The following is a 24,944-nucleotide window of genomic DNA, read 5'->3' as shown; positions in this document are numbered from 1 at the left end:
GGCGTGGAGACGCCCGAAGAGCTGCGGGCCCTCGCCGCCGCCGGGCTGCACCACATCCAGGGCTACCTGTTCAGCCGCCCCATTGCAGCGCCTGACGTACCCAATTGGCACCGAACGCAACTGCAGTCGCAGCGTGCCGCATTGCAAGCACTGCTGCACGCGCCGGGCAGTGGCCGGGACAGCGATACCTCTTTTGTGCCCACGCAACCCAGCACGCCCTGGGCCCCGGGGGCATGACCCCCATGGCTGCACTGAAAACCCTGGTCCTGGGCGGCTACGGCAATTTTGGGGCGCGCATCTGTCGCGCCCTGGTGGGCGATGAGGCCACACGCCACCACATTGCCCTGCTGGTGGCGGGCCGGGATGCCTCGCAAGCGAGCGCCCTGGCCGCCACGCTGGGCCACGGTGCACAGGGCGTGGCGCTGGACCACCAGGCGCCAGGCCTGGCCGCCACATTGCGCGAGTGGGGCGTGGGTCTGGTGATCCACACGGCAGGCCCTTTTCAGGCACAGGCCTACAACGTGGCCCAGGCGGCAGCCGAGGCGGGGGCGCACTACATCGACCTGGCCGACGGTCGCCGGTTTGTGTGCGACTTTCCGGCCGCGATGCAGGCTGCATTCACTGCCKCCGGGCGCACGGCCATCGCTGGCGCCAGCACGGTGCCCGCGCTGTCCTCGGCCGTCATCGACCACCTGTGCGCGGGGTGGCAACACATCCACAGCATCGACATCTGCATTGCCCCTGCGCAACGGGCGCCCCGGGGCCAGGCCACGCTGGCGGCCGTGCTGAGCTACTGCGGCCTTCCCATCGACGTGTGGGACGGTGGCCGGTGGCAGCCGCACAGCGGCTGGGCTCGGCCCAGCCCCGTCCAGTTCCAGCGGCTGCGCCCTCGCCTCGGGGCGGTCTGCGACATCCCTGACCTGGAGATCTTTCCCGCCTATTACCAGGCCCGCGACCGTGTCACCTTTCGCGCGGCCCTGGAGGTCGGCCTGGCGCAAAGAGCCTTCGCCACCCTGGCAACGTTGCGCCGTTGGGGCGTGCTGCCCCACCCCGAAAAGCTGGCCTGGCTGATGCACCACGCGGGCAGCGCGCTGGACTTTCTGGGCACGCCGCTGGGCGGCATGGTGGTGCGTGTGGCGGGCACGGATGCGCAAGGCCAGCCCCGGCGCCGCGCATGGCACATTGCGGCCGATAACGACCATGGCCCCGAGATTCCCTGCATGGCCGCCATCTTGCTGGCCCGCCAGCTCGCAGCCGGGCAACCGCTGCCCAGCGGGGCGCACACCAGCACCAGCCTGCTGCTCCTGGAGGCCTTTGCCCCTGAGTTTGCGAAATGGGGCATGGTGACCGATGTGGTGGAGGAATGAGGCCATGGCCCACCGAAAATTGACCTTCCCCATGCCAGCGCGTGCCGACATTGTTTTTGATGCCTTCCACTACCACGAGTGGCGGTGCCAGTGGGATTCGCTGGTGCGCCGTACCAGCGTGGAAAGCGGTGCGCCCTGCCCCAGTGTGGGCGCCACCACCGAGAACCTGGGCGCCGGCGCGTTGCGGGCGCTGTCCATGCGCACACAGTTCGTCAGCTATGACCGCCCCGTGCTCGCGGCTGCGGCCATGGTTGGGCGTTCGTTCCCTTTCTCCCAGTGGGCAGCCTCCATGCGCCACCAAGAGCAAGGCCCCCACCAGTCCCTGCTGATCTACACCTATACCTTTCAAGTGGGCCCCGCAGCCTTTCGGGCGGTCATGGAGCCTGTGGTGGACTGGGTCTTTGTCCGCAAGACGCGCCAACGGTTCCAGCGCCTGGCGCAGTTCCTGGCGATCCGCGCTGCCGACATTGCAGACTGGCAGCAGGCGCAGGGCCCAGCGCCCTCTGCCGCGCAGAAGGCCCGTCCATGAACCACGCGTCAGCCCGCCTGCTGCGCGCCAGCCTCGTGATCGTCTGGCTGGCCACCGCCGTGGTCAGCGTGTGGGAGCTGCACGGCCAAAGCCGCGAGCTGCTGGCGGGCCTGCCCACCGCGTGGACCGAGGGCAACACATCGTGGCTGCCCACCGCCATCATCCTGGCCGGGGCGGCTGCCGATGCGGTGCTGGGGCTGTGGCTGGCGCTCCGCCCCGGCCGCAAGGCGTATGGAGCGGCCCTGATGGTGATGCTGGCCATGACACTGCTGGCCACGGCCATACACCCTGCATGGTGGCTGCACCCCTTCGGGCCGCTGACCAAAAACCTGCCGATTGCCGCCATCCTGTGGGTGCTGCTGCAAGACGAGGCCACTTCGTTGCAAAAGCCATGAGCCTGTACCTCACCCTCAAATGGCTGCACATCATCTCCAGCGTGCTGCTGGTGGGCACCGGGCTGGGCTCGGCGTTCTACATGTTCTTTACCAACCGCAGCGGCAATGTGCAGGCGCAGGCGGTGGTCACGCGCCTGGTGGTGCGGGCGGACTGGTGGTTCACCACGCCCACGGTGTTCCTCCAGCCCGCCACGGGGCTCGCCATGGCTGCGATGGCAGGCCTGCCCTGGAGCACGCCGTGGCTCGCGGTGTCGATTGCGCTGTACCTGGTGGCCGGTGCCTGCTGGCTGCCCGTGGTGTGGCTGCAGTTGCGCATGCGCGACATGGCGATAAAGGCGGCAGAGGCGACGCAGTCCGCGCACGGTGATGGCGTGCTGCCGCCCTTGTACTGGCGCTACGCCCGCTGGTGGGAGGCGCTGGGCTACCCGGCCTTTGTGGCCATGGCCGTGGTGTTCTACCTGATGGTGAACAAACCCGCCCTGAACTTCTGAACCTATCATCGCCCCATGCTGATCGAGACGCCGGACACCGCCCGCGACCTGGGGCGCCTGAAGGAAATCCTGGGCGTGATGGTGCGCCACGGGTTTGGCGACACCGTGCGCCGCCTGGGCCTGGCCGACCGGCTGGAGCGCGCGGGCCAGGCGCTGAACTGGACCCACGCCGCCGACCTGGCCCGCGTGGAGCCCCCCGTGCAGGTGCGGCTGGCACTCGAAGAGCTGGGCCCCGCGTTCGTCAAGTTTGGTCAGATCCTTGCGGGCCGGGCTGACCTGTTTGGCCCGGAGTGGATTGCAGAATTCGAGAAGCTGCACAGCCAGGTGCCCGCCGTGCCCATCGATGCCCTGCGCCCGCAACTGCGCGAAGACCTGGGCGCCGATCCCGAAGCCGTCTTTGCCTGGTTTGACACGACACCGCTGGCCGCCGCATCGATTGCGCAAGTGCACCGCGCGCGCCTGCAGGACGGCAGCGAAGTCATCGTCAAAATCCGCCGCCCCGGCATTGCGGACACCATCCAGGCCGACCTGCGCCTGCTGCAGCGCCTGGCCGCGCTGGCCGAGGCAGAGCTGCCCGCGCTCAAGCCCTACCGGCCCCAGCAACTGGTGCGCGAGTTCGCGCGCTCATTGCGCCGCGAGCTGGACCTGGCCGGCGAATGCCGCCAGGCCGAACGCATTGCCACCAACATGGCCGCACTACCCCACATCGTGATCCCGCGCGTGCACTGGGCCTACACCCGCGAGCGCATCAACGTGCAGGATTTCATCGACGGCACACCCGGCGGAGCCCTGGCGACGCTGACGCCCGAGGCAGGATTTGACCGCACCGTGCTGGCACAGCGGGGCGCGCAGGCCGTGCTGCAGATGATCGTGAAGGACGGCGTTTTCCACGCCGACCCGCACCCGGGCAACGTGTTCTACCTGCCGGGCAACCGCATTGCCTTCATCGACTTTGGCATGGTAGGCCGCCTGTCGCAGCGCCGGCGCGACGAGCTGCTGCAGCTGCTGCTGGGCTTGGTGGAGCACCAGCCCCAGGCCGTGGCCGATGTGCTGCTGGACTGGACGGGCGACGCGCAGGGACTGAACCTGGGCCAGCTCGAAACCGAGATCGAGGCCTTTGTGGACCAGTACCACGGCGTGCCCCTGGCGCAGCTGAGCCTGGGACAGATGCTGGCCGACGTGACGGCCATCCTGCGTGAACACCACCTGGGCCTGCCGTCCGATCTGGCGCTGCTGATCAAGGCCTTCATCTCGCTCGAAGGCATGGGCCGCAACCTCGACCCGGACTTCCACATGGCGACCGAAGCCTTGCCGCTGCTCAAGCAGGTGGTGCGAGCACGCTACGAGCCCAAGGTGCTGGCCGGGCGGGCCTGGAGCACCCTGCGGCGCGCGCTGGCCACGGTGGAGCAGCTACCGGACGACATCGGGCGACTGCTGCGCAACGCGCGGCGTGGGCACCTGCAGGTGGGCATCGAGCTGGCCCACCTCAAGCGTGTGGGCGACCAGATCGACCGGTCAGCCAACCGTTTGGCAATGGCGCTGGTGATTGCCGCGCTCATCATTGGCTCGTCCATCGTGATGACCGTGAAAGGCGGGCCCACGCTGTTCGGCCTGCCAGCGTTTGGGTTCCTCGGCTTCTTTGGTGCGGTGGTGTGTGGCCTGTGGCTGGTGCGGGCCATCTGGCGCAGCAGCCACCACCGCGATGATGACTGAACGCTGCATACCACTGGTTTAAAAAGCACACGCCGCGCTACCCCACCAGGCAGACAGACGCGGCGTGTGCACACACTCGCAGCCAGACGGCCGCCCGCGTTCAGGGCAGCCCAAACCCCAAGCGTTGCAATACCGCCTGAGCAGGCGGTTGGCGCAGCGCACTGGCAAATGCCTGGGCCGCAGCGGGCGCATCTGAACGCACAGTCAGGCCGTAGGCCGCGCCCACCTGCAGTGCGACTGGCAGCTGTACCACGCGCAGGCGAGGCACCTCGGCCTGGGCGGCCACTGCGTTGGTGCAGTAGGTCAGAAACACGTCGGCCTGGCGCTGGTCCATCACCCAGGCATAGGTGCCCCGGCCCGCAGGCGGCTTGGGCGAATCCGCACCGCCGGTGAGCTTCAGGGCCTTGGCGTCCAGCTGGGCATACGCACCCGGCTGAACCTTGTCGGCCTGGCGGAACAGCGCCCACGCGTAGTCGCCCGAAGGGTCGGCCTTGGGTGTGGAGGTGCCCATGCGCACGTCACTGCGCAGCAAGGTGGCCAGCAAGGTGTCGGGGGTGGCGCTGATCTGTTCGCTGGTCAGCGCACACAGCGCGTTGCGCGTGAACACCACGGGCGCCTGCCAGCCGCCCCGGGCCGCCAGGTGCTGCGGGTGGTCGGTGTCGGCCGAGGCAAAGACCTGTGCGGGCTCGCCCTTTTCGATGCGCTCGCGCAGCAGGCCCGAGGCGCCAAAGGTCAGCGCCACCTTCTGGCCCGTGCGGGCCTCGTGGTCGCGCGCGATCTCGGTGAACGCCTCGCGCAGGCTGCCAGCGGCATACACCTGCACGGGGGCAGCGTCAGCCATGGGCGCCTGGGCGGGCGCGGCCGCACAACCGGCCAGGGCCCAGGCCAGCCCGGCGGCTGCAGCGACCACAGCCGCGGGTGAACGGTTCGCCATGGGGAGTGCTCACTGCGCCGCGTTCGGGAAGAACAGCTGCTCGCCACCAATCTTGTAGCCCGCAATCGCCTGCTGGCCGGCGGGAGACACCACCCAGTCCACAAACTTCTGCGCGTCCTGCGACTTCACATGCGGGTGCTTGGCGGGGTTCACGACCATCACGCCGTACTGGTTGAAGAGCTTGGTGTCGCCCTCGACCAGAACGGCCAGGTCCGCGCGGTTCTTGAAGTTGAGCCAGGTGCCACGGTCGGCCAGCACATAGGCGCCRCTTGACGCCGCGATGTTGAGCGCTGGCCCCATGCCGCAGCCACATTCCTTGTAGCCGCTGCTTTTTGAGGTATTTGCAGCCTCGGCACCGGCCAGCTTCCAGTAGCGCAGCTCGGCCGCGTGGGTGCCGCTCTTGTCGCCGCGCGAGATGAAGTTGCCATTGGCGGCAGAGAGCTTCTGCAGCGCTTGCACGATGTCCTTGCCTTTGGTGCCCACCGGGTCGTTCTTGGGGCCGATGAGGATGAAGTCGTTGTACATCACGGGGTAGCGCTTCACGCCCCAACCATCGGCCACAAACTTTTCTTCGGCCACCTGGTCGTGCACGAATAGCACGTCCGCGTCGCCCCGGCGTGCCATATCGAGCGCCTGCCCCGTGCCCAGCGCCACCACTTTGATGTCCAGGCCGCTGGCCTTCTTGAACTCTGGCAGCAGGTAGCCAAACAGGCCCGACTGCTCGGTGGAGGTGGTGGATGCCATGGTGATGCTCTGCGCAAACGCTGAACCCGACGCTACCAAAACAATAGCTGCCAGCGCTTTGGACACTAGCGCTCCCGCGCGAAAAGTCTTGAAATCCGTCATACCAGCTCTCCTTTGACAAACAATCGGGCGGCCTCCGGCAATGGGCCATTGAAAAAGTCATGCACCGGCAAGTCCGCCACCAGACGGCCGTGCTCCATGTAGATCACGCGGCTGGCCAGGCGCTTGACCTGGCCCAGGTTGTGGCTGCTGAACACCATGGTCACGGGGTGCGCAGGACCAGCAGCGCCATGGCTGGCCGCAAAGTCGGCCATCAGGGCCTCGACCTCGCGCTTGGCATGGGGGTCGAGGCTGGCGGTGGGCTCATCGAGCAGCAGCACATCGGGCCGCAGGGCCCATGCACGGGCCAGCGCCACACGCTGCTGCTGGCCGCCCGACAGGGTGCGCGCGTTCTGCGCTGCAATGCCCTGCAGGCCCACCCGCTGCAAGGCCGTCAGGGCCAGCGGGCGCGCATCGCGCCAGCGGGTGCCGCGCAGCCACAGGGCCAGGGCCACGTTGTTCTGGGCACTGGTGCGCAGCATGTGCGGGCGCTGGAACAGCATGGCCTGGCGCAGCGACGCATCGCATTGCAGGCCGCCCCCATGCGTGTCGGCCAGGCCATGCAGCACGCGCAGCAAGGTGCTCTTGCCACTGCCGTTGGCGCCCACCAGCGCCACGCGCTCGCCGGGTGCGATGCGCAGCGTGACCTGGTCCAGCGCCTGCACGCGGCCGTAGCGCACAGTCACCTGCCGCAGGTCCACCCAGGGGGTTGGCAAAGGCCCGCTCATGCAGCCACTCCCACCGGCGTGCTGGAGGCCGAGCCATCCACCCGCTCGCGCCAGCGCCTCAGCAACGCAATCAGCACATTGAGCGCCAGCACCACGGCCAGCAGGATCATGCCCAGCGCCAGTGCCAGCGGCAGGTCGCCCTTGCTGGTCTCCAGCGCGATGGCGGTGGTCATCACGCGCGTGAAGCCGTCGATGTTGCCACCCACGATCATCACGGCGCCGACCTCGGAGATCGCGCGGCCAAACGATGCCAGCAGCACGGTGAGCAGCGCATACCGCTCGTCCCACGCCAGCAGCAGGCTGCGCAGCAGCGGGCCGGCGCCCATGGAGCGCAGCTGCTCGCCATGCGCGCGCTCGGCGTCTTCCACCGTCTGGCGCGTGAGCGCGGTGACCACCGGCAGCACCAAGATAGCCTGCGCCAGCACCATGGCCTTGAAGCTGAACAGCCAGCCCAGCGACCCCAGCGGCCCGCTGCGCGAGAGCACCAGGTACACCACCAGCCCCACCACCACCGAAGGCACGGCCAGCAAGGTGTTGAGCACCGCCAGTACGGCGCCACGGCCAGTGAAGCGGGCCACGCCTAGCCAGGCGCCCAGCACCAGGCCCACCCCGCAGGCCATCAGACAGGCGGTGGCGCTGACAGACAAGGAGCGGCCCACGATGGTCCAGAGGACAGGGTCGGACGAGAGGGTGAGTTCAAGCGCTGTGCTCGCGCTTTCGGTGAGGGTGGACATGGGCCAGGGGATCGGTTTGGGCTATCGTAGGCACCCATCCAATATCCAGCGATATGAACTCCCGTGCATAGGGTCCAACTTCACTACACACTCAGCCGCGACGCGGGCACTGCGCTCATCCGCAATCCATTGCCCGAGCTGTTGCAGGCCGTGGCCGAGCGTGGCTCCATCTCGGGCGCKKCGCGCGCGCTGGACCTGTCCTACCGCCATGTCTGGGGCGCCCTCAAACGCTGGGAAGACCAGCTGGGCGGCGAATTGATCATCTGGGGCAAGGGCCAGTCAGCGCAACTCAGCGAGTTTGGCAGCAAGCTGCTATGGGCCGAACGCCAGGCCCAGGCCCGCCTGGCGCCCCAGATTGCCGCGCTACACGCCGACCTGGAGCGCGCGTTTGCCGTGGCCTTCGACCCCAACGCCCATGTGCTCACCCTCTATGCCAGCCACGACGACGCACTGGCTGCGCTGCGCGCCCATGCTGCCACGCAGACCGATGTGGGGGCGCTGCACCTCGACATCCGGTTCACTGGCAGCGTGGACGCCATCCGTGCGCTGAACGAGGGGCGGTGCACCCTGGCGGGTTTTCACACCGTGGCCGACGCGGCCGCGCAGTCGCTCACCGCGCGCACCTACCAGCCACTGCTACAGCCCGGGCTGCACAAGATCATTGGCTTCGCACAGCGCACCCAAGGGCTCATCGTGGCCCCCGGCAATCCGCTGGGTCTGCACAGCCTGGCCGATGTGGCCCGCACCGGCGCCCGCTTCATCAACCGGCCGCTGGGCTCGGGCACGCGGGTGCTGCTGGACGACCTGCTGGCCCAGGCCAGCATGGACCCAGAGAGCATCGTGGGCTACGCGCTCAACGAGCCCTCCCACACCGCCATCGCCCAGGCCGTGGCTGCAGGGGCTGCCGATGTGGGCATGGGCATTGAGCTGGCGGCCCGCGCGCGCGGGCTGGAGTTTGTCCCCCTGGTGCACGAGCGCTACCACCTGGCATGCCTGAAAGCCAGCCTGGACCAGCCCGCCACGCTGGCACTGCGCACCCTCTTGCAAACACCTGAATGGCTGGCACACATGACCACGCTGCCGGGTTACACCGCCTGGCACTGCGGCGAGGTGCAGGCCATGAGCACCGTGCTGCCGTGGTGGCAATTTGCGCGGAAAAAGCGTGCTTCCACGCCTAGGAAGAAACCCTAATTGCTGCAGTTTTGATAGCTGAAGAATGAGCAGCTGCTGCGGGATAACACCGTCACGCTGCTGTCAGACTCCGCCTACAGTGCTCCGTAGAATCGCGCCGTCGTCAAAGTGTGCCCTGCCTCAGCGCCTACCCGCGCGGGGCCCGGGCATCTCGCACACACAGCCTTTTTATTGGAGACACCATGCAGGCTCTATTGAAGTTATCAAGAGGGATCGACTGGATTAACACCCAGGTCGGCAAGTACGTGGTCTGGCTGATCCTGGCCTCCACGGTCATCAGCGGCGTGAACGCCGTGGTGCGCAAGGCGTTCAACATCAGCTCCAATGCCTTCCTGGAAGTGCAGTGGTACCTGTTCGCTGCGTCGTTCCTGCTGGCAGCTGGCTACACGCTGCTGCAAGGCGAGCATGTGAAGGTCGATGTGATCTCGAGCCGCTTTTCCAAGCGCACGCAGATCTGGATCGACGTATTCGGCTACATCGTCTTTCTCACCCCCATGTGCCTGGCCGTGCTCTGGTATGGGGTTCCGTTCTTCACGCGCGCACTGGCATCGGGCGAAATGTCGAACAACGCAGGTGGCCTGATCCGCTGGCCCGTGTACCTGATGATGCCCCTGGGCTTCACGCTGCTGTGGCTGCAAGGAATTTCTGAACTCATCAAGCGCCTGGGCTTCCTGCAAGGCCTGATCGAAGATCCGACGGTCAAGAAGGTCGAAAAGACGGCCGAGGAAGAACTGGCTGAATCCATCCGCAACCTGGCCGAAGCCGCCAAGGGCAACGGCAAGAACAAGGCCGAGGCTCACTGAGCGGCCCTACCAAGCGGAGCACACACCATGGAATTTTTGACCCATAACCTCGCCCCCATCATGTTCGCGGGGCTCATCTGCTTCTTGCTGGTGGGCTTCCCGGTCGCATTCAGTCTGGGCGCCTGTGGACTTTTCTTCGCCTTTATCGGCATTGAATTGAACGTACTTCCCGAAGCGCTGCTGCAGGCCGTGCCGCTGCGCATCTTCGGCATCATGCAGAACGACACSCTGCTGGCCATTCCGTTCTTCACGCTCATGGGGCTSATMYTGGAGCGAAGCGGSATGGCSGAAGACCTGCTSGACWCSATYGGYCAGCTSTTYGGCCCCATSCGSGGYGGCCTGGCACTGGCCGTGATCTTYGTGGGTGCGCTGCTGGCRGCCACCACSGGCGTGGTGGCKGCSTCGGTSATCTCGATGGGCCTGATCTCGCTGCCSATCATGCTGCGCTACGGCTATGACCGCCGACTGGCTGCGGGCGTGATTGCCGCGTCCGGAACCCTGGCACAGATCATTCCGCCKTCGCTGGTGCTGATCATCATTGCCGACCAGATGGGCCGCAGCGTGGGCGACATGTACAAGGGCGCCTTCCTGCCCGGCTTGATGCTCACYGGCTTCTATGCGCTGTACGTCATCCTGCTGGCAATCTTCAAGCCCCAATGGGTGCCTGCGATCCCGCCCGAAGCCCGTACGCTGCGCGACGACAACGGCAAGAGCGGTGTGACCTCCCTGCTGGTGCTGACGGGCATCTGCGTGGCCGCCTCGATGTATGTGGCCAAGAACATGGCCGCCCTGCACACCTGGTGGTCAGGCGAGGCAGTGGAACGCGTGGCGCTGGACGAAACCATCGTGGTGGCCATGTGCTTTGGCGTGGCCCTGGCCTTCGTGGTCGCCAGCGTCAACAAGATCACCCGCCTGGGCCTGCTGTCCAAGGCTGCGGAACGCGTGACGTTCGTGCTGATTCCCCCGCTGCTGCTGATCTTCCTGGTGCTGGGCACCATCTTCCTGGGTGTTGCAACCCCCACCGAAGGCGGCGCCATGGGCGCGCTGGGCGCAGGCATCATGGCCATCATCCGTGGTCGCCTGAGCCTTTCGCTGCTCAAGCAGGCCGTAACTACCACCACCAAGCTGTCGTGTTTTGTGGTGTTCATCCTGGTGGGCGCGACCATGTTCGGCCTGACCTTCCAGGGCGTGGACGGCCCGCTGTGGGTGGAACACCTGCTGACCGGCCTGCCCGGTGGCCAGCTGGGCTTCCTGATCGTCGTGAACATCATGGTGTTCTTCCTGGCGTTCTTCCTGGACTTCTTCGAGCTGTCCTTCATCGTGGTGCCCCTGCTGGCCCCGGTGGCCAACAAGCTGGGCATCGACCTGATCTGGTTCGGCGTGCTGCTGGCCGTGAACATGCAGACCTCGTTCATGCACCCACCGTTCGGCTTCGCGCTGTTCTACCTGCGCAGCGTGGCCCCGGCGAAGGAGTACCTCGACAAGGTCACCAAGAAGATGATTGCGCCGGTGACCACGCCGCAGATCTACTGGGGTGCCATCCCATTCCTGATCATCCAGTTGATGATGGTGGGCCTGATCATCGCCTTCCCAGGCATCGTCTCCAGCGGCCTGGACAAGGCCGAGGTGTATGACCTGGACAAGGTCCGTATGGAAATGGAAGCCACCATGCCCGACGCGGCCGGAGCCCCCGAGGCAACCGACCCCACGGCTGGCATGGAAGGCGCTGGAGCTGCCCCTGGCGATACTGCGGCCCCCGCTGCAGACGACCCACTCAAGGCCCTGCAGGATTCGCTGGCCAACGAGAAGAAGTGATCCGAACCGCACAGGGCTGTTGACCAGCCCCTGAAGCAACCAGAGCCCCGGCAGATGTCATCTGCCGGGGCTTTTTTCATGGACCTATGGCTTGCAGGGCGTGCTCAAAGACAGGACCGTCAACGAACGGCTCGACGTCGCCGTCCCCAAAACCTAAGGACCTACAGCAAAACGACCGCCACGCGTTGAGACGTTGGCTTCTTCGCACCACTTAACCCGCTGGCAAGCGTCTGCCTGTGGCGCTAAACGGACTTCGCACACCACGGGAAGCGATGGCCTCAACCACCCCTGGTATCCCATCAGAAACGTTTGCGCCGAGGGATCACGCAGACCTGCCGATCACATCAACAAGGGCGACACCTTGAGCGCCAGCCGACCGAACATCGCCGGGCATCCCGGCGGCATCATCTGCCCCGCAGTACGGCGGGACCGAGCACCCCACCCCATACCACCCACCAGACGCAAAAAAACCCGCCAGGCGAACCAGGCGGGTTTTCTGATCGACATGCCCTGCGGCTTGCACCGCAGCCGGGCTATCAGATCTTCTGTGCGGACATGAAGGTGTCGTAGCGGGCTTCTGCAAAGCGGAACCAGAGGATCTGGTCGCGCTGGAAGGCACGCATGTCGGCGTAAATCTTCTTCCACTCGGGGCTCTTGGCGTCGTTCTCGGCGAACACTTCCATCGAAGCCTTGAACGAAGCGTCCATCACAGCTTGCGAGAAAGGCAGCACCTTGGTCTTGGCTGCCACGAGCTGCTTCAGGGCCGTGGGGTTCAGCGCGTCGTACTTGGCCAGCATGTCCACGTGGGCCACGTTGGTTGCGGCTTCGATGATGGCCTTGTTCTCAGCCGACAGGCCGTCGAACGCCTTCTGGTTGACGAAGAAGTCCACTTCAGGACCACCTTCCCACCAGCCGGGGTAGTAGTAGAACGGAGCAACTTTGTTGAAGCCCAGCTTCTGGTCATCATACGGACCCACCCATTCGGCGGCATCCAGTGTGCCCTTTTCGAGGGCTTGGTAAATTTCGCCACCAGGGATGCTCTGAGGCACAGCACCCAGCTTCTGCATCACTTCACCGATCAGGCCGCCACCCAGGCGCATCTTCATGCCCTTGAAGTCGGCAGGCGACTTGATTTCCTTGCGGAACCAGCCACCCATCTGCGTGCCGGTGTTGCCACCTGCGAAGCTGATCATGTTGAAGCCGCCGTAGAACTCGTTCATGAGCTTGCGGCCGTTGCCRTGCAWCATCCASGCGKTCATCTGGCGSGMRTTSARGCCRAAMGGMAYKGCCGARCCCAGCGCGAASGCGGGGTTCTTGCCGTAGAAGTAGTARGGCACGGTGTGTGCCATTTCCACGGTGCCTTGTTGCACGCCRTCCACCACRCCRAAGGGGGGCATCAGCTCGCCRCCRGCRTGSACSGAGATTTCRAACTTGCCGCCCGACATGGCCTTGACGGCCTTGGAGAACACATCAGCGCCGCCATAAATGGTGTCCAGCGACTTGGGGAAGCTGGAGGCCAGACGCCAGCGAATGGCAGCCTGGGCGTGGACGGCGGGCGCAGCGCCTGCAGCCAGCACACCGGCAATGCCAGCATGCTTGATGATTGAACGACGATCCATGAGGTTCTCTCCGATATATTGATTGCAAAACTTGGTGCGCACGCGTTGTGCACGGCCGACCAAGGACATGTTTCAGCCGGGACCATTGTAGGAACATGCCCCCCAGGACTTTTGCGGGTTTTCCCGCGAAATTCCGGCGCCAACACACACCTTCAGGGTTCTGCAAGCATCTGCGCGACAGCGGTGCAAAGACCCTCCCAGCAACCAAAAGCCAACGCACTGCGCTGACCGCAGCCCTCCGCCTTTTAGCCCGCGCTGCCGGGCAAAAACCGCGCTGCAATCGATGCGCGAATGCCGGCTGCATCCAGCCCCTGCAACGCCAGCAACTTGGCCGGGTCACCATGCTCAATGAAGACATCGGCCAGCCCGAGCTGCAACACGGGGCGCACAAGGCCCATGGCGTTGAGTGCCTCGGTCACTGCGCTGCCCGCCCCACCCATGATGGCGCCCTCTTCGACCGTCACGAGGGCATCGTGCCGCTCGGCCACCTCGCGCAGCAAGGCCTCATCGATGGGCTTGGCCCAGCGCATGTTGACCACGGTGGCATCGATCGCCTCGCCCACTTCGAGCGCGGGATACAGCAAGGTGCCAAACGCCAGGATGGCAATGCGGGGCGCCTTGCCGCCCGCATCACCCTTGCGCTCGCGGCGGATCTCGCCCTTGCCGAACGGCAGGCCATCGAGCGCGGCCAGCGGCGCCACACCCGCGCCGCTACCACGCGGGTAACGCACGGCCACGGGGTGGTCCTGTTCAAACGCACTGCTGAGCAACTGGCGGCATTCGCGCTCGTCGGCGGGGCAGGCCATGCTCATGTTCGGAATGCAGCGCACGAACGGGATGTCATAAGCGCCTGCGTGCGTGGCACCGTCGGCGCCCACCAGGCCCGCACGGTCCAGTGCAAACACCACGGGCAGGTTCTGCAAGGCCACGTCGTGGATCAACTGGTCGTAGCCACGCTGCAAAAACGTGGAGTAGATGGCCACCACGGGCTTCACGCCCTCGCAGGCCATGCCCGCAGCGAACGTGACAGCGTGCTGTTCGGCAATGCCCACGTCGTAGTAGCGGTCCGGAAAGCGCTTTTCGAACTCGACCATGCCCGAGCCCTCGCGCATGGCGGGCGTGATGCCCACCAGGCGGGGGTCCTGCGCCGCCATGTCACACAGCCACTGGCCGAACACCTGGGTGAAGGTCTGCTTGGGCGGCGTGGCGGGCTTGGTCAGGCCCACGGAGGGATCGAACTTTCCGGGGCCATGGTAGGCCACGGGGTCGGCCTCGGCCAGCTTGTAGCCCTGGCCCTTCTTGGTGACCACGTGCAGGAACTGTGGGCCCTTGAGGCTCTTGATGTTCTCCAGCGTAGGGATCAGCGAATCGAGGTCGTGCCCGTCGATGGGGCCGATGTAGTTGAAGCCGAATTTCTCGAACAGCGTGGCGGGCACCACCATGCCCTTGGCCTGTTGCTCGAAGCGCTTGGCMAAYTCGARCAGSGGCGGCRCGGSGCGCARMACGGTCTTGCCSACGTTCTTGGCGGCGGCGTAGAACTGCCCRCTCATCAGTTGCGCGAGATAGCGGTTGAGCGCGCCCACGGGCGGGCTGATGCTCATGTCGTTGTCGTTCAGCACCACCAGCAGGTTGCAGTCGGCCACACCCGCGTTGTTGAGCGCCTCGAACGCCATACCGGCACTCATCGCGCCATCTCCAATGATGGCCACGGCATGGCGGTTGTCGCCCTTGCGCTTGGCAGCCAGCGCCATGCCCAAGGCTGCCGAGATGCTGGTGCTCGAATGCGCTGTGCCAAAGGTGTCGTAGATGCTCTCGGCCCGTTGCGGAAAGCCGGAGATACCGCCCAGCTGGCGCAGCGTGTGCATGCGGTCGCGGCGGCCGGTCAGAATCTTGTGCGGGTAGGTCTGGTGGCCCACATCCCACACCAGGCGGTCTTCCGGGGTGTTGAAGACATGGTGCAAAGCCACGGTCAGCTCCACCGTGCCCAGGTTGGAGCTGAGGTGGCCACCGGTCTGCGACACGCTCTGCAGCACGAACTCGCGCAACTCGGTCGCCAGCACCTTGAGGTCCGCGCGCGAGAGCCGGCGCAGGTCTGCCGGGTCATTGATGGTCTGCAGCAAGGGGAAGGGTGTCGTGGACATTGACTATTCTTTTGATAGCTACGAGCGCAAGAGATTCAAGCACCAGCAGGCATTTGGACATTGAGAGAGTCGCCAGGGACCAGGGCCGGGCTCAGTGGGAGCGGCTCACGACCATGTCCGCCAGGGCTGCCAGGGCACGGGTGTCGGGCAAGCCACTGCGACCCAGGGCCGCACGGGCCTCGGCCAGCAGCTCCTGCGAGTAGGCCTGCGCACGCTCCAGACCGAGCAACGATACGTAGGTGGGTTTGTCTGCGGCCGCGTCCTTGCCCGCCGTTTTCCCCAGGGTGGCCGAGTCCGCCACCACATCCAGGATGTCGTCCACCACCTGGAACGCCAGCCCCATGGCAGCGCCATAGTCTGACAGGGCCTGGTAGGCGGTGGGCGCCGCGTGGCCACACAGGGCCCCCATGAGCACGCTGCCCTGGAGCAAGGCGCCTGTCTTGAGACGGTGCATCTGGCGCAGTTGCGCTTCGGTCAGCGCCACGCCCACGCTGGCCAGGTCAATCGCCTGACCGCCCGCCATGCCGGCCGAGCCCGCAGCCCGCGCCAGCAGCCGGCACAGAGCCGCCTGCGTGGCAGCGGGGATCAGGGTGTTGTCGGGGGTCAGCAGTTCAAACGCAAAGGCCTGCAGCGCGTCACCCGCCAGCAGGGCCTGGGCTTCGCCAAACTGCACATGCACCGTGGGTTTTCCACGGCGCAGCACGTCGTTGTCCATGCAGGGCATGTCGTCGTGGACCAGCGAATACGCGTGGATCAGCTCCACCGCGCACGCGGCCCGCAGGGCAGCTTCGTTCAGAGCTGCCTGAACCGCCGCGCCCTCGGGTGCCACGGAGTCCGAGGTGCCGCTGCGCGCCGCCTCGTAGGCAGCCAACACCAGCAAGGGCCGCAGGCGCTTTCCGCCGTCCAGGACGGCATAACGCATGGCGTCGCCCAGCCCTGCCGGAGCGCCGTCGCCCACCCACAAGGACAGCGCCTGCTCCACACGGCCGAGGTGATTCTGGCTCCAGAGATTCGTATCCAGGGGTGGGTTCAACACCGTCGAGGAAGTCATCGGCAATGCGCTCATTCCTGGTTCCATGGTTGCAGCTGGCCGTCGTCCAGCACCTTGATCTGGTCCTGCACGGCATCGAGCCGGTGGCGGCAAAAAGCCAGCAAGGCGGCGCCGCGCTGGTAGCCAGCCAGCATCTGGTCCAGCGGCAACTGGCCCGATTCAATGCGGGCCACGAGTTGCTCCAGCTCCTCCAGGGCCGCCTCGTAGCTGGCAGGTTCGGCGGGAGGAGCAGGGGTTGCGGGGGCCTTGGGCATGGAGGGGGCGGCAGTGCGCGGGTGAAAAACCGGTGATTTTAGGCGCAGCGCTGTGGCGCCCGTGTCAGACAGTGGCCGATCCGTGGGAGGTCTCTATTTTTCCGGAACCGGTGTTTTCTATTCACGTAGCGGGGGTGCGGGAATAACCCCACCGCCTATAATCCCATTCCCGTCGAGCCGGCTACCCACCCTAGCCGGTTTTCTTTTTCCAGATGCGCCTTCACGGGCGCACCTCCCGCACTCTCTCTGTGGGGAGTCTTTAGGTCAGGTCACCCATGTCTGATTTAAGTCTTCAACTGCAGCAGGCCGCAAGCCAACTACCAGTTTCGAGCTACTTTGATGATGCGCTGTTCCAGCGCGAGCTGGAGACCATCTTCCAGCGCGGGCCCCGCTATGTGGGGCATCAATTGGCTGTGCCCAACGCGGGCGACTACTACGCACTGCCCCAGGAGGGCGAGGGCCGCGCGCTGGTGCGCAACGCCCAGGGCGGTATCGAGCTGGTCTCCAACGTCTGCCGCCACCGGCAGGCGGTCATGCTCAAGGGCAAAGGCTCGCTGAACACCCAGCAAAAGGGCAGCGCGGGCGGCAACATCGTGTGCCCACTGCACCGCTGGACGTACAACCCCAAGGGCGAGCTGCTGGGCGCACCGCATTTCGCGCACGACCCGTGCCTGAACCTGAACAACTACAAGCTGCGCGAGTGGAACGGCCTGCTGTTTGAAGACAATGGCTACGACGTGGCTGCCGACCTCGCCCAGATGGGACCACGCGCCGACCTGGACTTTGACGGCTACGTGCTCGACCACGTGGAGCTGCACGAGTGCAACTACAACTGGAAGACCTTCATCGAGGTCTAYCTGGAGGACTACCACGTGGGCCCSTTCCACCCGGGCCTGGGCAGYTTYGTCACCTGCGACGATCTGCGCTGGGAGTTCGGCAAGAACTATTCGGTGCAGACCGTGGGTGTAGCCAACCGCCTGGGCAAGGCCGGCAGCCCCGTGTACGAACGCTGGCACGGAGCCTTGCTCGCCTACCGCGAGGGCAAGCCGCCCAAGCATGGCGCCATCTGGCTCACGCTGTACCCGCACATCATGGTGGAGTGGTATCCGCATGTGCTCACCGTGTCCACGCTGCACCCCATCAGCCCGACCAAGACGCTGAACATGGTGGAGTTCTACTACCCCGAAGAAATCGCTGCGTTCGAGCGCGAGTTCGTCGAGGCGCAGAAGGCCGCCTACATGGAGACCTGCATCGAGGACGACGAAATCGGCGAGCGCATGGACGCGGGCCGCAAGGCCCTGATGGCACGCGGCGACAACGAGGTGGGCCCCTACCAAAGCCCCATGGAAGATGGCATGCAGCACTTCCACGAGTGGTACCGTGAGGCGATGGGCTCGGACACCATCGACCCGACCACGCCAAACCGCTGAATACGGCGGCAAAACCCTGCCAATCTGCAGGCCCGCCGTGGTCTGCTCTCATTACAATAGCTGCCAGTGCTTAAAAAATAAGCGCTGGCAGCTATTTTCATTTTTGCGCCCCACGGCGCGCTTCAAGAGATCACAACCCGATGCAAGCCCTCTGGATGGTGTTGGCCGCGTTCCTGTTTGCCAGCATGGGCGTGTGCGTCAAGATCGCCTCGGACTTCTTCAACTCCGCTGAGTTGGTGTGTTACCGGGGCCTCATCGGCATGTTGATTCTCTGGCTGCTGTCACGCTCGCAAAAAGTGACGCTGTCCACGCGGTACCCCGGCATGCACGCCTGGCGCAGCCTCGTGGGGGTGGCGTCGCTGGGCGCCTGGTTCTACGCCATTGCGCACCTGCCGCTGGCCACCGCCATGACACTCAACTACATGAGCAGCGTGTGGATCGCGGCCTTCCTGGTCGGCGGCRCGCTGCTGGCCTGGCGGCCCTCCGCCGCCACGCCCCGGCCTGCACTGCAAGGTCCGCTGGTGCTGACGGTGCTCACCGGGTTCGTGGGCGTGGTGCTGATGCTGCGCCCCAGCCTGGACCAGAACCAGGCGTTCGCCGGGATGATTGGCCTCATGTCCGGCTTGTCAGCCGCATTTGCCTACATGCAGGTGGTGGCGCTGTCGCGCCTGGGCGAGCCTGAGTCGCGCACCGTCTTCTACTTTGCGGTGGGCTCCGCGGTGGCGGGCGGCTTTGCCATGCTGTTCACCGGCATGTCGGACTGGCCGGGCTGGCAAGCGCTGTGGCTGCTGCCSATCGGCSTKCTGGCGGCSSKCGGSCAGCTGTGCATGACGCGCGCCTACGCCASSGCCAAGACSCAGSSCGGCACGCTGGTRGTKGCCAACCTGCAATATTCAGGCATCGTGTTTGCTGGCATTTACAGCGTGGCCCTGTTTGGCGACAAGATTCCGCCCATCGGCTGGATCGGCATGGTCCTCATCGTGGGCAGCGGCATTGTGGCCACCATCTTGCGGGCCCGGGCCGCACCCGGCGCACCGGCCGAAGAACACTGACCGATACAACAACCCATGCGCGCTGGCGAGGACACAGCCCATCGGGATGGCCACAATGGAGGCCTCCCCGTCCTACCGGTTGCTTTGCACCTGATCTGCCGATGACCACTTACACCACGCTCATCTCCGCCCCCGATCTGCAAGCCCTCATCGCCAGCGGTGCGCCGCTGATGGTGTTTGACTGCAGCTTCGAACTCATGCAACCGACCGCCGGCGCGCAGCAATATGCGCAAGCCCATATCCCCGGCGCCGTGTATGCCAACCTGGACAACGACCTGAGCGCCAAGCACGGCGCGCCCGGCGCCACCGGCACTGTGACGGCGCAGGAGGCCGACCAGCCCGCATCGGGCGGCCGCCACCCGCTGCCCAGCCGCGAACGTTTTGCCATGTGGCTGTCCAGCGTGGGTTTTGCCAACAACATGCAGGCCGTGGTSTAYGACCGCMASGGCGCCAACTACTGCGGYCGSCTSTGGTGGATGCTCAAGTGGRYGGGCCAYGAYGCAGTGGCCGTGCTCGACGGCGGSCTGCAGGCCTGGCAGGCCGCAGGGGGCGCAGTAAACAGCGGCGAAGAGCCCTCGCACTTCCAGTCCCACTTTGCACTGAACGAGCCCTTGCGCCAGCTGGCCACGGCCAGCGATGTCCTGGCCCGCCTGCAGCGCCCCGCAGACCAGACCGTGATCGATGCCCGCGCCGGCGCCCGCTACCGGGGCGAGGTGGAGCCGCTGGACCCGGTGGCCGGCCACATTCCGGGCGCGCTCAACCGACCCTTTGCCGAAAACATCGGTGCCGACGGCCGCTTCAAACCCGCAGCCACGCTGCGCGCAGAGTTCGACGCACTGCTGGCGGGCCGTGACCCGGCGACCGTGGTGCACCAGTGTGGCAGCGGTGTGAGCGCCGTCCCCAATCTGCTGGCCATGGAGATTGCCGGCCTGGGGCACACCGCGCTGTTCGCGGGCAGCTGGAGCGAGTGGTGTTCAGACCCCACGCGCCCGGTCGAAAAAGGATGAACAACGCCCACTGCGGCGTCTAAGAACGTGTTCACGGTCTTTTCAAGGCCGCGCAAGCACCTTGCCGGGATGGGATGCAAGGCGCGGTGCGCAGCCAATAGCACGTGCTATTGGCAAGCGCCGCAACGCCGCAGACCGTCCGGCAAGGCGCTTGCCCAAAGGGTTGGAGTGAAATCGGGCGATTGGACGCCCCGGCCGCTTGCATGGGCATGAGCCCATGCGGCGCATCCGAAGCATTCACTCATCCCGATTGCACTCCCACGCGGCCCTGAAAAGACCGTGAACACGTTCTAACGAACGCCGCCAGTTGCAAAAGCGCAAAAAAGATGGTTTTGCAGGCGCTATCAAAACCATGAGCAGAATTCCGGGGTGGGTGTCTGTCAGTGCAGCAGACACTGCCCCCTGAAAAGCCAGCCGGCGCCTGATCTGCGTGTAGGGCAAATTCCTACACAGCCCACCGCGAAACCAGACACGCGGCACAGCCAAACCCCGACTTAATTTCTGATTGGGGCGGTTTCACAATCCATTTCAACGGATCACGCCAAACCTGCAGTCAGCAGGCCACGCAAGACCCGGTACTGGAAAAAAGGAAGCCGCCATGACCAACGAACAAATCCTCGCTGAAATCCGCGAAGCCAACCTCACCTACCTGATGCTGGCCCAAACCCTGATCCGTCAGGACAAGGCCGAAGCGGTTTTCCGTCTGGGCATGAACGAGGAGTCTGCCGATATTCTCGCTTCGCTGTCGGCAGCGCAAGTGATGAAACTGGCCTCCCGCAACACGCTACTTTGCAGCTTCCGCGTGGACGACAACCTGGTGTGGAGCTTGCTGACCAACCACTCGGCCAAGAAGGTGGGCAACGACGCCACCAACACCCTGCACGCCAACATCCTGATGGCCAGCCGCGTGTCGGAAGTGCTCTGAAGCACTAGCCCGCAGCGTTGTCCCGTTCTCACCGAAAGCCCGCCATGTCCTCCACCACCACCGCCGCCGCCAAAGCCCCTGTCAAAAGCGTTCTGAACGAATCCAGGCAGATCGAACGCGCAGCCATGCTGATCCAGATGGGCGCCCGCATGCAGGTGCTGGAGTCCGAGACCACGCTGTCGTATGAACGCCTGATCCGCCTGTACAAGGAGATCGCGGGCAAGTCGCCCTCCAAAGGCCAGCTGCCCTTCTCCACCGACTGGTTCCTGACCTGGCAAGAGAACATCCACAGCTCGCTGTTTTTGAACATCTACGAGTACCTGTCCAAGGGCGTGGACCTGGATTCGGTGGAGCTGCTGACCAAGGCCTACCGCCTGTACAACGAGCAAGTCGCCACGGCCGAGATCGAACCCCTGCTGTCCTTCACCCGCGCCTGGCGCCTGGTGAAATTCGTGGACGCCGGCATGTTGACCCGCACCAAGTGCAGCCAGTGCAGCGGCCAGTTCGTGACCGAGCTGTACGAAAACCGCCATTTCACCTGTGGCCTGTGCAACCCACCCGCCCGCGCCGGCAAGAGCAAGACCGCCGGCGCGCTGATGCTGCATTGACACCTTGGCTTGTTTTTTGAGCCAAAAGTGCCCGATGCGCTAGTGCATGTTGCCGCTCTAGCTATTGATTAGATAGCAAACAAACAAGGCCCTATTCGGGGCCTTTTTGCTGTCTGCTGTCTGCCGATGGAATGTGGTGCGAGGCAGAACGCCGAGCCAGCCATCAACGCCCCGCAAGCAAGGTGCGCACGTTCTCGTCCACGGGCACCGCATAGTTGTGCGCCGCCATCACATGGTTGCCCACCGGGTTCACCAGCTTGAGACTGATGTACACCACCGAGGCCGACACCGCGTACGTGCCCACGACCACGGCCTGCGCGTTCTGCGCCTGGCTGACCTCCCGCACCTCGCGCGACAGCAGCAACTCGCCCTGTTCGCGGTGCAGCACCAGGTTGTCGCGCAGCTTCACTTCCGTCACGCGCAGCCCGCGCTGCACCATGCGTCCCGCGATCTGCTCCGAAAAGATGCGCCCCAGCCGCGACGACTCGTTGAGCCGGTCCACATTGACCAGGGTGGCCACCAACAGCGGCTGGCTCGCGTCCAGCGGCGCGTTGAGCAGCAAGGCATCCGTTGCCCGGTCGTTCACCTCGATCAGATCGGTGCGCGACACGCCACCCGCACTGTTGCCGTAGTAATAGCTGTGGACCGGGTTGGTCGAGCAGCCCTGCAGCGCCAGGGCCCACACCACCACCATGCCCAAGCACCACGCGGACCTGAGCTTGCCGGGATGGAAACGGCGCATCATGGTGCCACCACCCGCCAGGTTTTAACGGGGGTGGGGGGGGGGGGCGGTGGTGGCGGAGGCGGTGGTAACTGCGTTTTGTACAGCGGCGAATCATCGGGCTCGACGTAGTACACGTCTGCGGTACTCGCCAGATAGCGGTCACCGCTTTCGAGTGACGTCGTGATGAGCACCTCTGTGCGCGTCGGCCCGCCTGCGGCAGATCCATCGATGGCGTATTGCGTGAGGTCCGTCACCGCGCCAAGGGTGGCAACGCCCGCCAGCATCGACCCGACGCCCTGGCGGAACAGATACCAGTCTCGCGCCACACCGACGCCCAGCGCCAGACGCGTCCAGGGCATGGGCCCCCAGGTTTGCACGCGAGCATTGTGCTGGACCACCTGGGTCTCAAACGTGAGGGTGACCGCCGTGGGTTGTGTGGACAAAACGACCCCGCGATCCAGCAGGCGCGTGATGAGCAGCTTGCGAAAGCCGTTGTTGAAACTAGTGTCGCCAGGGCTCGGCGCCAGGTAGATGGGGTACTCGCCGGCTGGCCAGGCACTGATCTTGCCCGCGATGCGGCCCGCCACGTCGTCGGCCAACACATCCCAGTGGTGCACAGCGCGTGCTTTTTTCTGGTCGGTGGCCGGATAGTTGTCGGCACGCGGAACATCCAGCGACGAGCATCCGCCCAGCAACACCGCCAGTGCTGCCGTCGCGAGTACGCGCCCAGGGAGGGAGTGTTGAGGATTCATGCGCACACGCCCGTTGTCATGTTGTGATGCCGTCCAATTGCATCGCATCATCCTAATGGCCTCAGCAAAGCACCATCGCGGGAACAAAGCCCGTTTTCCATCGCACTTTGCCAACGCCGCCGGCGTTGGGATGGCCACCTACAAAGCACGTACCCGGCCTGCCGCACAATCCGCGCATGACCGCGCCCTCTGCTGCTCCTTCCGCACCCACCAGCCCGACGACAGCCGCCGTTGACGATGGCAGCCCCGACCAAGCGGTGACCAGCCAGGTCGCAGCAGATGCCAGCCACACTCCAATCGCCGACGCGCACGCAGACGCACCCACAGTCCCTGCGCCTCCGGTTTCAGCACCAGCGCCTCACGCGCCCCTCATGCTCCACATGCCTGTGGACGTGCGCAACCTCTCCCTCGCCCTRCTGGCACTGTTCGCCAGCGTGGCGCTGCTGCACTGGGCCAGTGCGGTGTTCATCCCGATCATGCTGAGCCTGCTCCTGACCATTGCACTCCGGCCAGCGGTGGAGATGATGGCCCGGTGGCATGTGCCGCGGGCGCTGGGGGCGGGCTTGTTGCTGGTGGCCATCGTTGCCGGGCTGGCCAGCACGGCCTGGTCGCTGAGTGACGGGGCGGCCCAACTGGTGGACTCGGTCCCTGTCGCCGCCAAGAAGGTCCGCGACAACCTCAAGGCACGCGCGGGTGGCAGCAGTCCGCTGGACACTGTGCAGAAGGCGGCCACCCAGATCGAGCAGGCCGCCAACGAAAACAGCGCGGCCAGCGCAGCGCCCCGCCGGGGCGTGCAGCGGGTGATCGTGGAGCGCCCGCCCTTCAACATCCGCGACTACCTCTGGAGCGGCACCATGGGCCTGATGTCGGCGCTGGGGCAGCTGATGGTGGTGGTGTTCCTGACCTACTTCGCTCTCGCCTCGGGCAACCTGTTCCGGGACAAGCTGCTGCGCATTGCGGGCACCAGCCTGGAGCGGCGCAAGGTCACCATCCATGTGCTGCAAGACATCACCCAGCAGATACAGCGTTACCTGCTGCTGCAGGTGTTCACCAGCGTGCTGGTCGGCCTGGCCACCGGCGCGGCCTATTGGGCATTGGGGCTGGAAAACGCCGCCGTATGGGGGGTGGTGGCCGCCGTGCTCAACCTCGCGCCATACATCGGCTCGGCGCTGGTCACAGGGGCCTCGGCCCTGGTGGCTTTCTTGCAGTTTGGCACGCTCGACATGGCCATGGCCATTGGCGGTGCCTCGCTGGTCATCCACACGCTGATCGGCAACCTGCTGACCCCCTGGCTCACCAGCCGCACCAGCAGCATGAGCCCCGTGGCCGTGTTCATCAGCGTGCTGGCCTGGGGCTGGCTGTGGGGTCTGTGGGGCCTGCTTCTGGGCATCCCGGTGATGATGGCCGTGAAGGCCGTGTGCGACCGGGTGGAAGACCTGAAGGCCGTGGGCGAATTGCTGGGCGACTGAGCCCACAAGCGACGCGGCAGCTGCCACGCATGCCGTCTTTGCGTCTCGCGCGGCCAGTGTCTTCACGCCTGTTCCACGCTCGGCCTCTGGCTTTGCGCCAGAGGTACAGCGCCAAACATTGCTGAACATCAGGGCACACCAAACCCAGCCCACCGTTCTCGGTGATTGTTTCCAATACTGGAACAGTTAGTTCGTGACTGAGTGGTTTTTCCCTAAACACCATCGGCGTACAGTTCATCCCATCGATGAGCCGAACCCGCAAGGCGACTCACCGAACCCGGTTCAGAAATGGTTTTTGACCCGGCTTTTTTGAGACGCTTTTTAACTTTCAAGGATTTTCATCATGAACAAGACCGCCCGTTTCCTCTC

At 65.3% G+C, this 24,944-nt stretch carries 24 protein-coding genes and 1 pseudogene; 15 read left to right on the top strand and 10 right to left on the bottom strand.

Going from position 1 to position 24,944, the window contains the following annotated elements:
• The 6 genes and pseudogenes from AC04MI_RS13990 to AC04MI_RS13965 all read left to right on the top strand — a co-directional run.
• Positions 1 to 237: pseudogene (locus tag AC04MI_RS13990) on the top strand (EAL domain-containing protein); the annotation flags it as partial.
• Between the two features lie 5 nt (positions 238 to 242).
• Positions 243 to 1,367 (top strand): saccharopine dehydrogenase family protein, encoded by a 1,125-nt coding sequence (locus tag AC04MI_RS13985; protein WP_476498009.1) that lies wholly within the window; start codon positions 243 to 245, stop codon positions 1,365 to 1,367.
• Positions 1,368 to 1,371: 4 nt separating this feature from the next.
• Positions 1,372 to 1,896, top strand: a complete 525-nt coding sequence (locus AC04MI_RS13980) for an SRPBCC family protein (RefSeq protein WP_476498008.1) — start codon at positions 1,372 to 1,374, stop codon at positions 1,894 to 1,896.
• Positions 1,893 to 2,291, top strand: a complete 399-nt coding sequence (locus AC04MI_RS13975; RefSeq protein ID WP_476498007.1) for a DoxX-like family protein — start codon at positions 1,893 to 1,895, stop codon at positions 2,289 to 2,291. Before AC04MI_RS13980 ends, AC04MI_RS13975 begins: the two co-directional genes overlap by 4 nt.
• Positions 2,288 to 2,782 carry a DUF2269 family protein gene (locus tag AC04MI_RS13970; protein ID WP_116747699.1) on the top strand — a complete coding sequence of 165 codons (495 nt, stop codon included), beginning with the start codon at positions 2,288 to 2,290 and terminating at the stop codon, positions 2,780 to 2,782. The genes AC04MI_RS13975 and AC04MI_RS13970 overlap by 4 nt, the downstream gene beginning before the upstream one ends.
• A gap of 15 nt (positions 2,783 to 2,797) precedes the next feature.
• Positions 2,798 to 4,495: an ABC1 kinase family protein gene (locus tag AC04MI_RS13965; protein ID WP_476498006.1), complete on the top strand. Its 1,698-nt coding sequence runs from the start codon at positions 2,798 to 2,800 to the stop codon at positions 4,493 to 4,495.
• A gap of 100 nt (positions 4,496 to 4,595) precedes the next feature.
• Here AC04MI_RS13965 and AC04MI_RS13960 read toward each other — a convergent pair whose 3' ends face one another.
• The 4 genes from AC04MI_RS13960 to AC04MI_RS13945 are packed head-to-tail and all read right to left on the bottom strand — an operon-like array spanning position 4,596 to position 7,734.
• The gene (locus AC04MI_RS13960) at positions 4,596 to 5,429 is read right to left on the bottom strand and encodes a molybdate ABC transporter substrate-binding protein (protein ID WP_476498005.1); all 834 of its coding nucleotides are present in this window, start codon (positions 5,427 to 5,429) and stop codon (positions 4,596 to 4,598) included.
• Between the two features lie 9 nt (positions 5,430 to 5,438).
• Positions 5,439 to 6,275 carry an ABC transporter substrate-binding protein gene (locus AC04MI_RS13955; RefSeq protein WP_476498004.1) on the bottom strand — a complete coding sequence of 279 codons (837 nt, stop codon included), beginning with the start codon at positions 6,273 to 6,275 and terminating at the stop codon, positions 5,439 to 5,441.
• Positions 6,272 to 7,000: an ABC transporter ATP-binding protein gene (locus AC04MI_RS13950; protein ID WP_056066886.1), complete on the bottom strand. Its 729-nt coding sequence runs from the start codon at positions 6,998 to 7,000 to the stop codon at positions 6,272 to 6,274. Before AC04MI_RS13950 ends, AC04MI_RS13955 begins: the two co-directional genes overlap by 4 nt.
• Complete coding sequence (locus AC04MI_RS13945; RefSeq protein WP_099730913.1) at positions 6,997 to 7,734, bottom strand: ABC transporter permease; 738 nt, start codon at positions 7,732 to 7,734, stop codon at positions 6,997 to 6,999. Before AC04MI_RS13945 ends, AC04MI_RS13950 begins: the two co-directional genes overlap by 4 nt.
• Positions 7,735 to 7,797: 63 nt before the next feature.
• Between AC04MI_RS13945 and AC04MI_RS13940 the strand changes: the two genes are divergently transcribed.
• The 3 genes from AC04MI_RS13940 to AC04MI_RS13930 all read left to right on the top strand — a co-directional run bounded on the left by AC04MI_RS13940 (position 7,798) and on the right by AC04MI_RS13930 (position 11,543).
• Positions 7,798 to 8,925: a substrate-binding domain-containing protein gene (locus AC04MI_RS13940; RefSeq protein ID WP_476498003.1), complete on the top strand. Its 1,128-nt coding sequence runs from the start codon at positions 7,798 to 7,800 to the stop codon at positions 8,923 to 8,925.
• Positions 8,926 to 9,107: 182 nt separating this feature from the next.
• Positions 9,108 to 9,728: a TRAP transporter small permease subunit gene (locus tag AC04MI_RS13935; protein WP_056748212.1), complete on the top strand. Its 621-nt coding sequence runs from the start codon at positions 9,108 to 9,110 to the stop codon at positions 9,726 to 9,728.
• Between the two features lie 27 nt (positions 9,729 to 9,755).
• Positions 9,756 to 11,543, top strand: coding sequence for a TRAP transporter large permease (locus tag AC04MI_RS13930; protein ID WP_476498002.1), 1,788 nt, complete (start codon positions 9,756 to 9,758; stop codon positions 11,541 to 11,543).
• A gap of 536 nt (positions 11,544 to 12,079) precedes the next feature.
• Here AC04MI_RS13930 and AC04MI_RS13925 read toward each other — a convergent pair.
• From AC04MI_RS13925 to xseB, 4 genes are all read right to left on the bottom strand, one after another.
• Complete coding sequence (locus AC04MI_RS13925) at positions 12,080 to 13,162, bottom strand: TRAP transporter substrate-binding protein (protein WP_476498001.1); 1,083 nt, start codon at positions 13,160 to 13,162, stop codon at positions 12,080 to 12,082.
• A 245-nt stretch (positions 13,163 to 13,407) separates the two neighbouring features.
• A complete protein-coding gene (gene dxs / locus AC04MI_RS13920; protein ID WP_476498000.1) occupies positions 13,408 to 15,303 on the bottom strand; it encodes a 1-deoxy-D-xylulose-5-phosphate synthase in 1,896 nt (631 codons plus the stop codon).
• 91 nt (positions 15,304 to 15,394) lie between these two features.
• On the bottom strand, positions 15,395 to 16,369 hold the full coding sequence (locus AC04MI_RS13915) for a polyprenyl synthetase family protein (RefSeq protein ID WP_436077794.1): 975 nt from the start codon (positions 16,367 to 16,369) through the stop codon (positions 15,395 to 15,397).
• Positions 16,366 to 16,608: an exodeoxyribonuclease VII small subunit gene (xseB, locus tag AC04MI_RS13910; RefSeq protein ID WP_056066864.1), complete on the bottom strand. Its 243-nt coding sequence runs from the start codon at positions 16,606 to 16,608 to the stop codon at positions 16,366 to 16,368. Before xseB ends, AC04MI_RS13915 begins: the two co-directional genes overlap by 4 nt.
• Positions 16,609 to 16,883: 275 nt before the next feature.
• On the opposite strand from xseB, the gene AC04MI_RS13905 reads away from it, so the two are divergent.
• The 5 genes from AC04MI_RS13905 to flhC all read left to right on the top strand — a co-directional run bounded on the left by AC04MI_RS13905 (position 16,884) and on the right by flhC (position 21,630).
• Positions 16,884 to 18,038: an aromatic ring-hydroxylating oxygenase subunit alpha gene (locus tag AC04MI_RS13905; RefSeq protein ID WP_476497999.1), complete on the top strand. Its 1,155-nt coding sequence runs from the start codon at positions 16,884 to 16,886 to the stop codon at positions 18,036 to 18,038.
• Positions 18,039 to 18,178: 140 nt separating this feature from the next.
• Positions 18,179 to 19,090 (top strand): DMT family transporter, encoded by a 912-nt coding sequence (locus AC04MI_RS13900; protein WP_476497998.1) that lies wholly within the window; start codon positions 18,179 to 18,181, stop codon positions 19,088 to 19,090.
• A gap of 101 nt (positions 19,091 to 19,191) precedes the next feature.
• On the top strand, positions 19,192 to 20,097 hold the full coding sequence (locus tag AC04MI_RS13895) for a sulfurtransferase (RefSeq protein WP_476497997.1): 906 nt from the start codon (positions 19,192 to 19,194) through the stop codon (positions 20,095 to 20,097).
• Positions 20,098 to 20,695: 598 nt separating this feature from the next.
• Positions 20,696 to 21,022, top strand: coding sequence for a flagellar transcriptional regulator FlhD (flhD, locus tag AC04MI_RS13890; protein ID WP_015015270.1), 327 nt, complete (start codon positions 20,696 to 20,698; stop codon positions 21,020 to 21,022).
• A 44-nt stretch (positions 21,023 to 21,066) separates the two neighbouring features.
• The gene (flhC, locus tag AC04MI_RS13885; protein ID WP_436077793.1) at positions 21,067 to 21,630 is read left to right on the top strand and encodes a flagellar transcriptional regulator FlhC; all 564 of its coding nucleotides are present in this window, start codon (positions 21,067 to 21,069) and stop codon (positions 21,628 to 21,630) included.
• A 163-nt stretch (positions 21,631 to 21,793) separates the two neighbouring features.
• Here the strand turns inward: flhC and AC04MI_RS13880 are convergent, their stop codons facing one another.
• Both AC04MI_RS13880 and AC04MI_RS13875 read right to left on the bottom strand, forming a co-directional pair.
• Positions 21,794 to 22,375, bottom strand: a complete 582-nt coding sequence (locus tag AC04MI_RS13880; RefSeq protein ID WP_436077792.1) for a FlgO family outer membrane protein — start codon at positions 22,373 to 22,375, stop codon at positions 21,794 to 21,796.
• Positions 22,372 to 23,106, bottom strand: coding sequence for a hypothetical protein (locus AC04MI_RS13875; protein ID WP_056066852.1), 735 nt, complete (start codon positions 23,104 to 23,106; stop codon positions 22,372 to 22,374). Before AC04MI_RS13875 ends, AC04MI_RS13880 begins: the two co-directional genes overlap by 4 nt.
• Before the next feature lie 176 nt (positions 23,107 to 23,282).
• Here AC04MI_RS13875 and AC04MI_RS13870 point away from each other — a divergent pair, with 176 nt between their 5' ends.
• Positions 23,283 to 24,575, top strand: a complete 1,293-nt coding sequence (locus AC04MI_RS13870) for an AI-2E family transporter (protein WP_056066850.1) — start codon at positions 23,283 to 23,285, stop codon at positions 24,573 to 24,575.
• Positions 24,576 to 24,944: the final 369 nt, after the last annotated feature.

The sequence above is a fragment of the Acidovorax sp. LjRoot204 genome, from assembly GCF_056175785.1.
Note: the sequence above shows the minus strand (reverse complement) of the source record. Positions and strands in the feature narration are given on the sequence as shown.

What these genes read in the sequence shown, in the direction of transcription:
- AC04MI_RS13980 (WP_476498008.1), top strand. Translation starts at nt 1,372, where the DNA reads ATGGCCCACCGAAAATTGACCTTCCCCATGCCAGCGCGTGCCGACATT.
- AC04MI_RS13975 (WP_476498007.1), top strand. Translation starts at nt 1,893, where the DNA reads ATGAACCACGCGTCAGCCCGCCTGCTGCGCGCCAGCCTCGTGATCGTC.
- AC04MI_RS13970 (WP_116747699.1), top strand. Translation starts at nt 2,288, where the DNA reads ATGAGCCTGTACCTCACCCTCAAATGGCTGCACATCATCTCCAGCGTG.
- AC04MI_RS13965 (WP_476498006.1), top strand. Translation starts at nt 2,798, where the DNA reads ATGCTGATCGAGACGCCGGACACCGCCCGCGACCTGGGGCGCCTGAAG.
- AC04MI_RS13960 (WP_476498005.1), bottom strand. Translation starts at nt 5,429, where the DNA reads ATGGCGAACCGTTCACCCGCGGCTGTGGTCGCTGCAGCCGCCGGGCTG.
- AC04MI_RS13950 (WP_056066886.1), bottom strand. Translation starts at nt 7,000, where the DNA reads ATGAGCGGGCCTTTGCCAACCCCCTGGGTGGACCTGCGGCAGGTGACT.
- AC04MI_RS13945 (WP_099730913.1), bottom strand. Translation starts at nt 7,734, where the DNA reads ATGTCCACCCTCACCGAAAGCGCGAGCACAGCGCTTGAACTCACCCTC.
- AC04MI_RS13935 (WP_056748212.1), top strand. Translation starts at nt 9,108, where the DNA reads ATGCAGGCTCTATTGAAGTTATCAAGAGGGATCGACTGGATTAACACC.
- AC04MI_RS13915 (WP_436077794.1), bottom strand. Translation starts at nt 16,369, where the DNA reads ATGAGCGCATTGCCGATGACTTCCTCGACGGTGTTGAACCCACCCCTG.
- xseB (WP_056066864.1), bottom strand. Translation starts at nt 16,608, where the DNA reads ATGCCCAAGGCCCCCGCAACCCCTGCTCCTCCCGCCGAACCTGCCAGC.
- flhD (WP_015015270.1), top strand. Translation starts at nt 20,696, where the DNA reads ATGACCAACGAACAAATCCTCGCTGAAATCCGCGAAGCCAACCTCACC.
- flhC (WP_436077793.1), top strand. Translation starts at nt 21,067, where the DNA reads ATGTCCTCCACCACCACCGCCGCCGCCAAAGCCCCTGTCAAAAGCGTT.
- AC04MI_RS13880 (WP_436077792.1), bottom strand. Translation starts at nt 22,375, where the DNA reads ATGATGCGCCGTTTCCATCCCGGCAAGCTCAGGTCCGCGTGGTGCTTG.
- AC04MI_RS13875 (WP_056066852.1), bottom strand. Translation starts at nt 23,106, where the DNA reads ATGAATCCTCAACACTCCCTCCCTGGGCGCGTACTCGCGACGGCAGCA.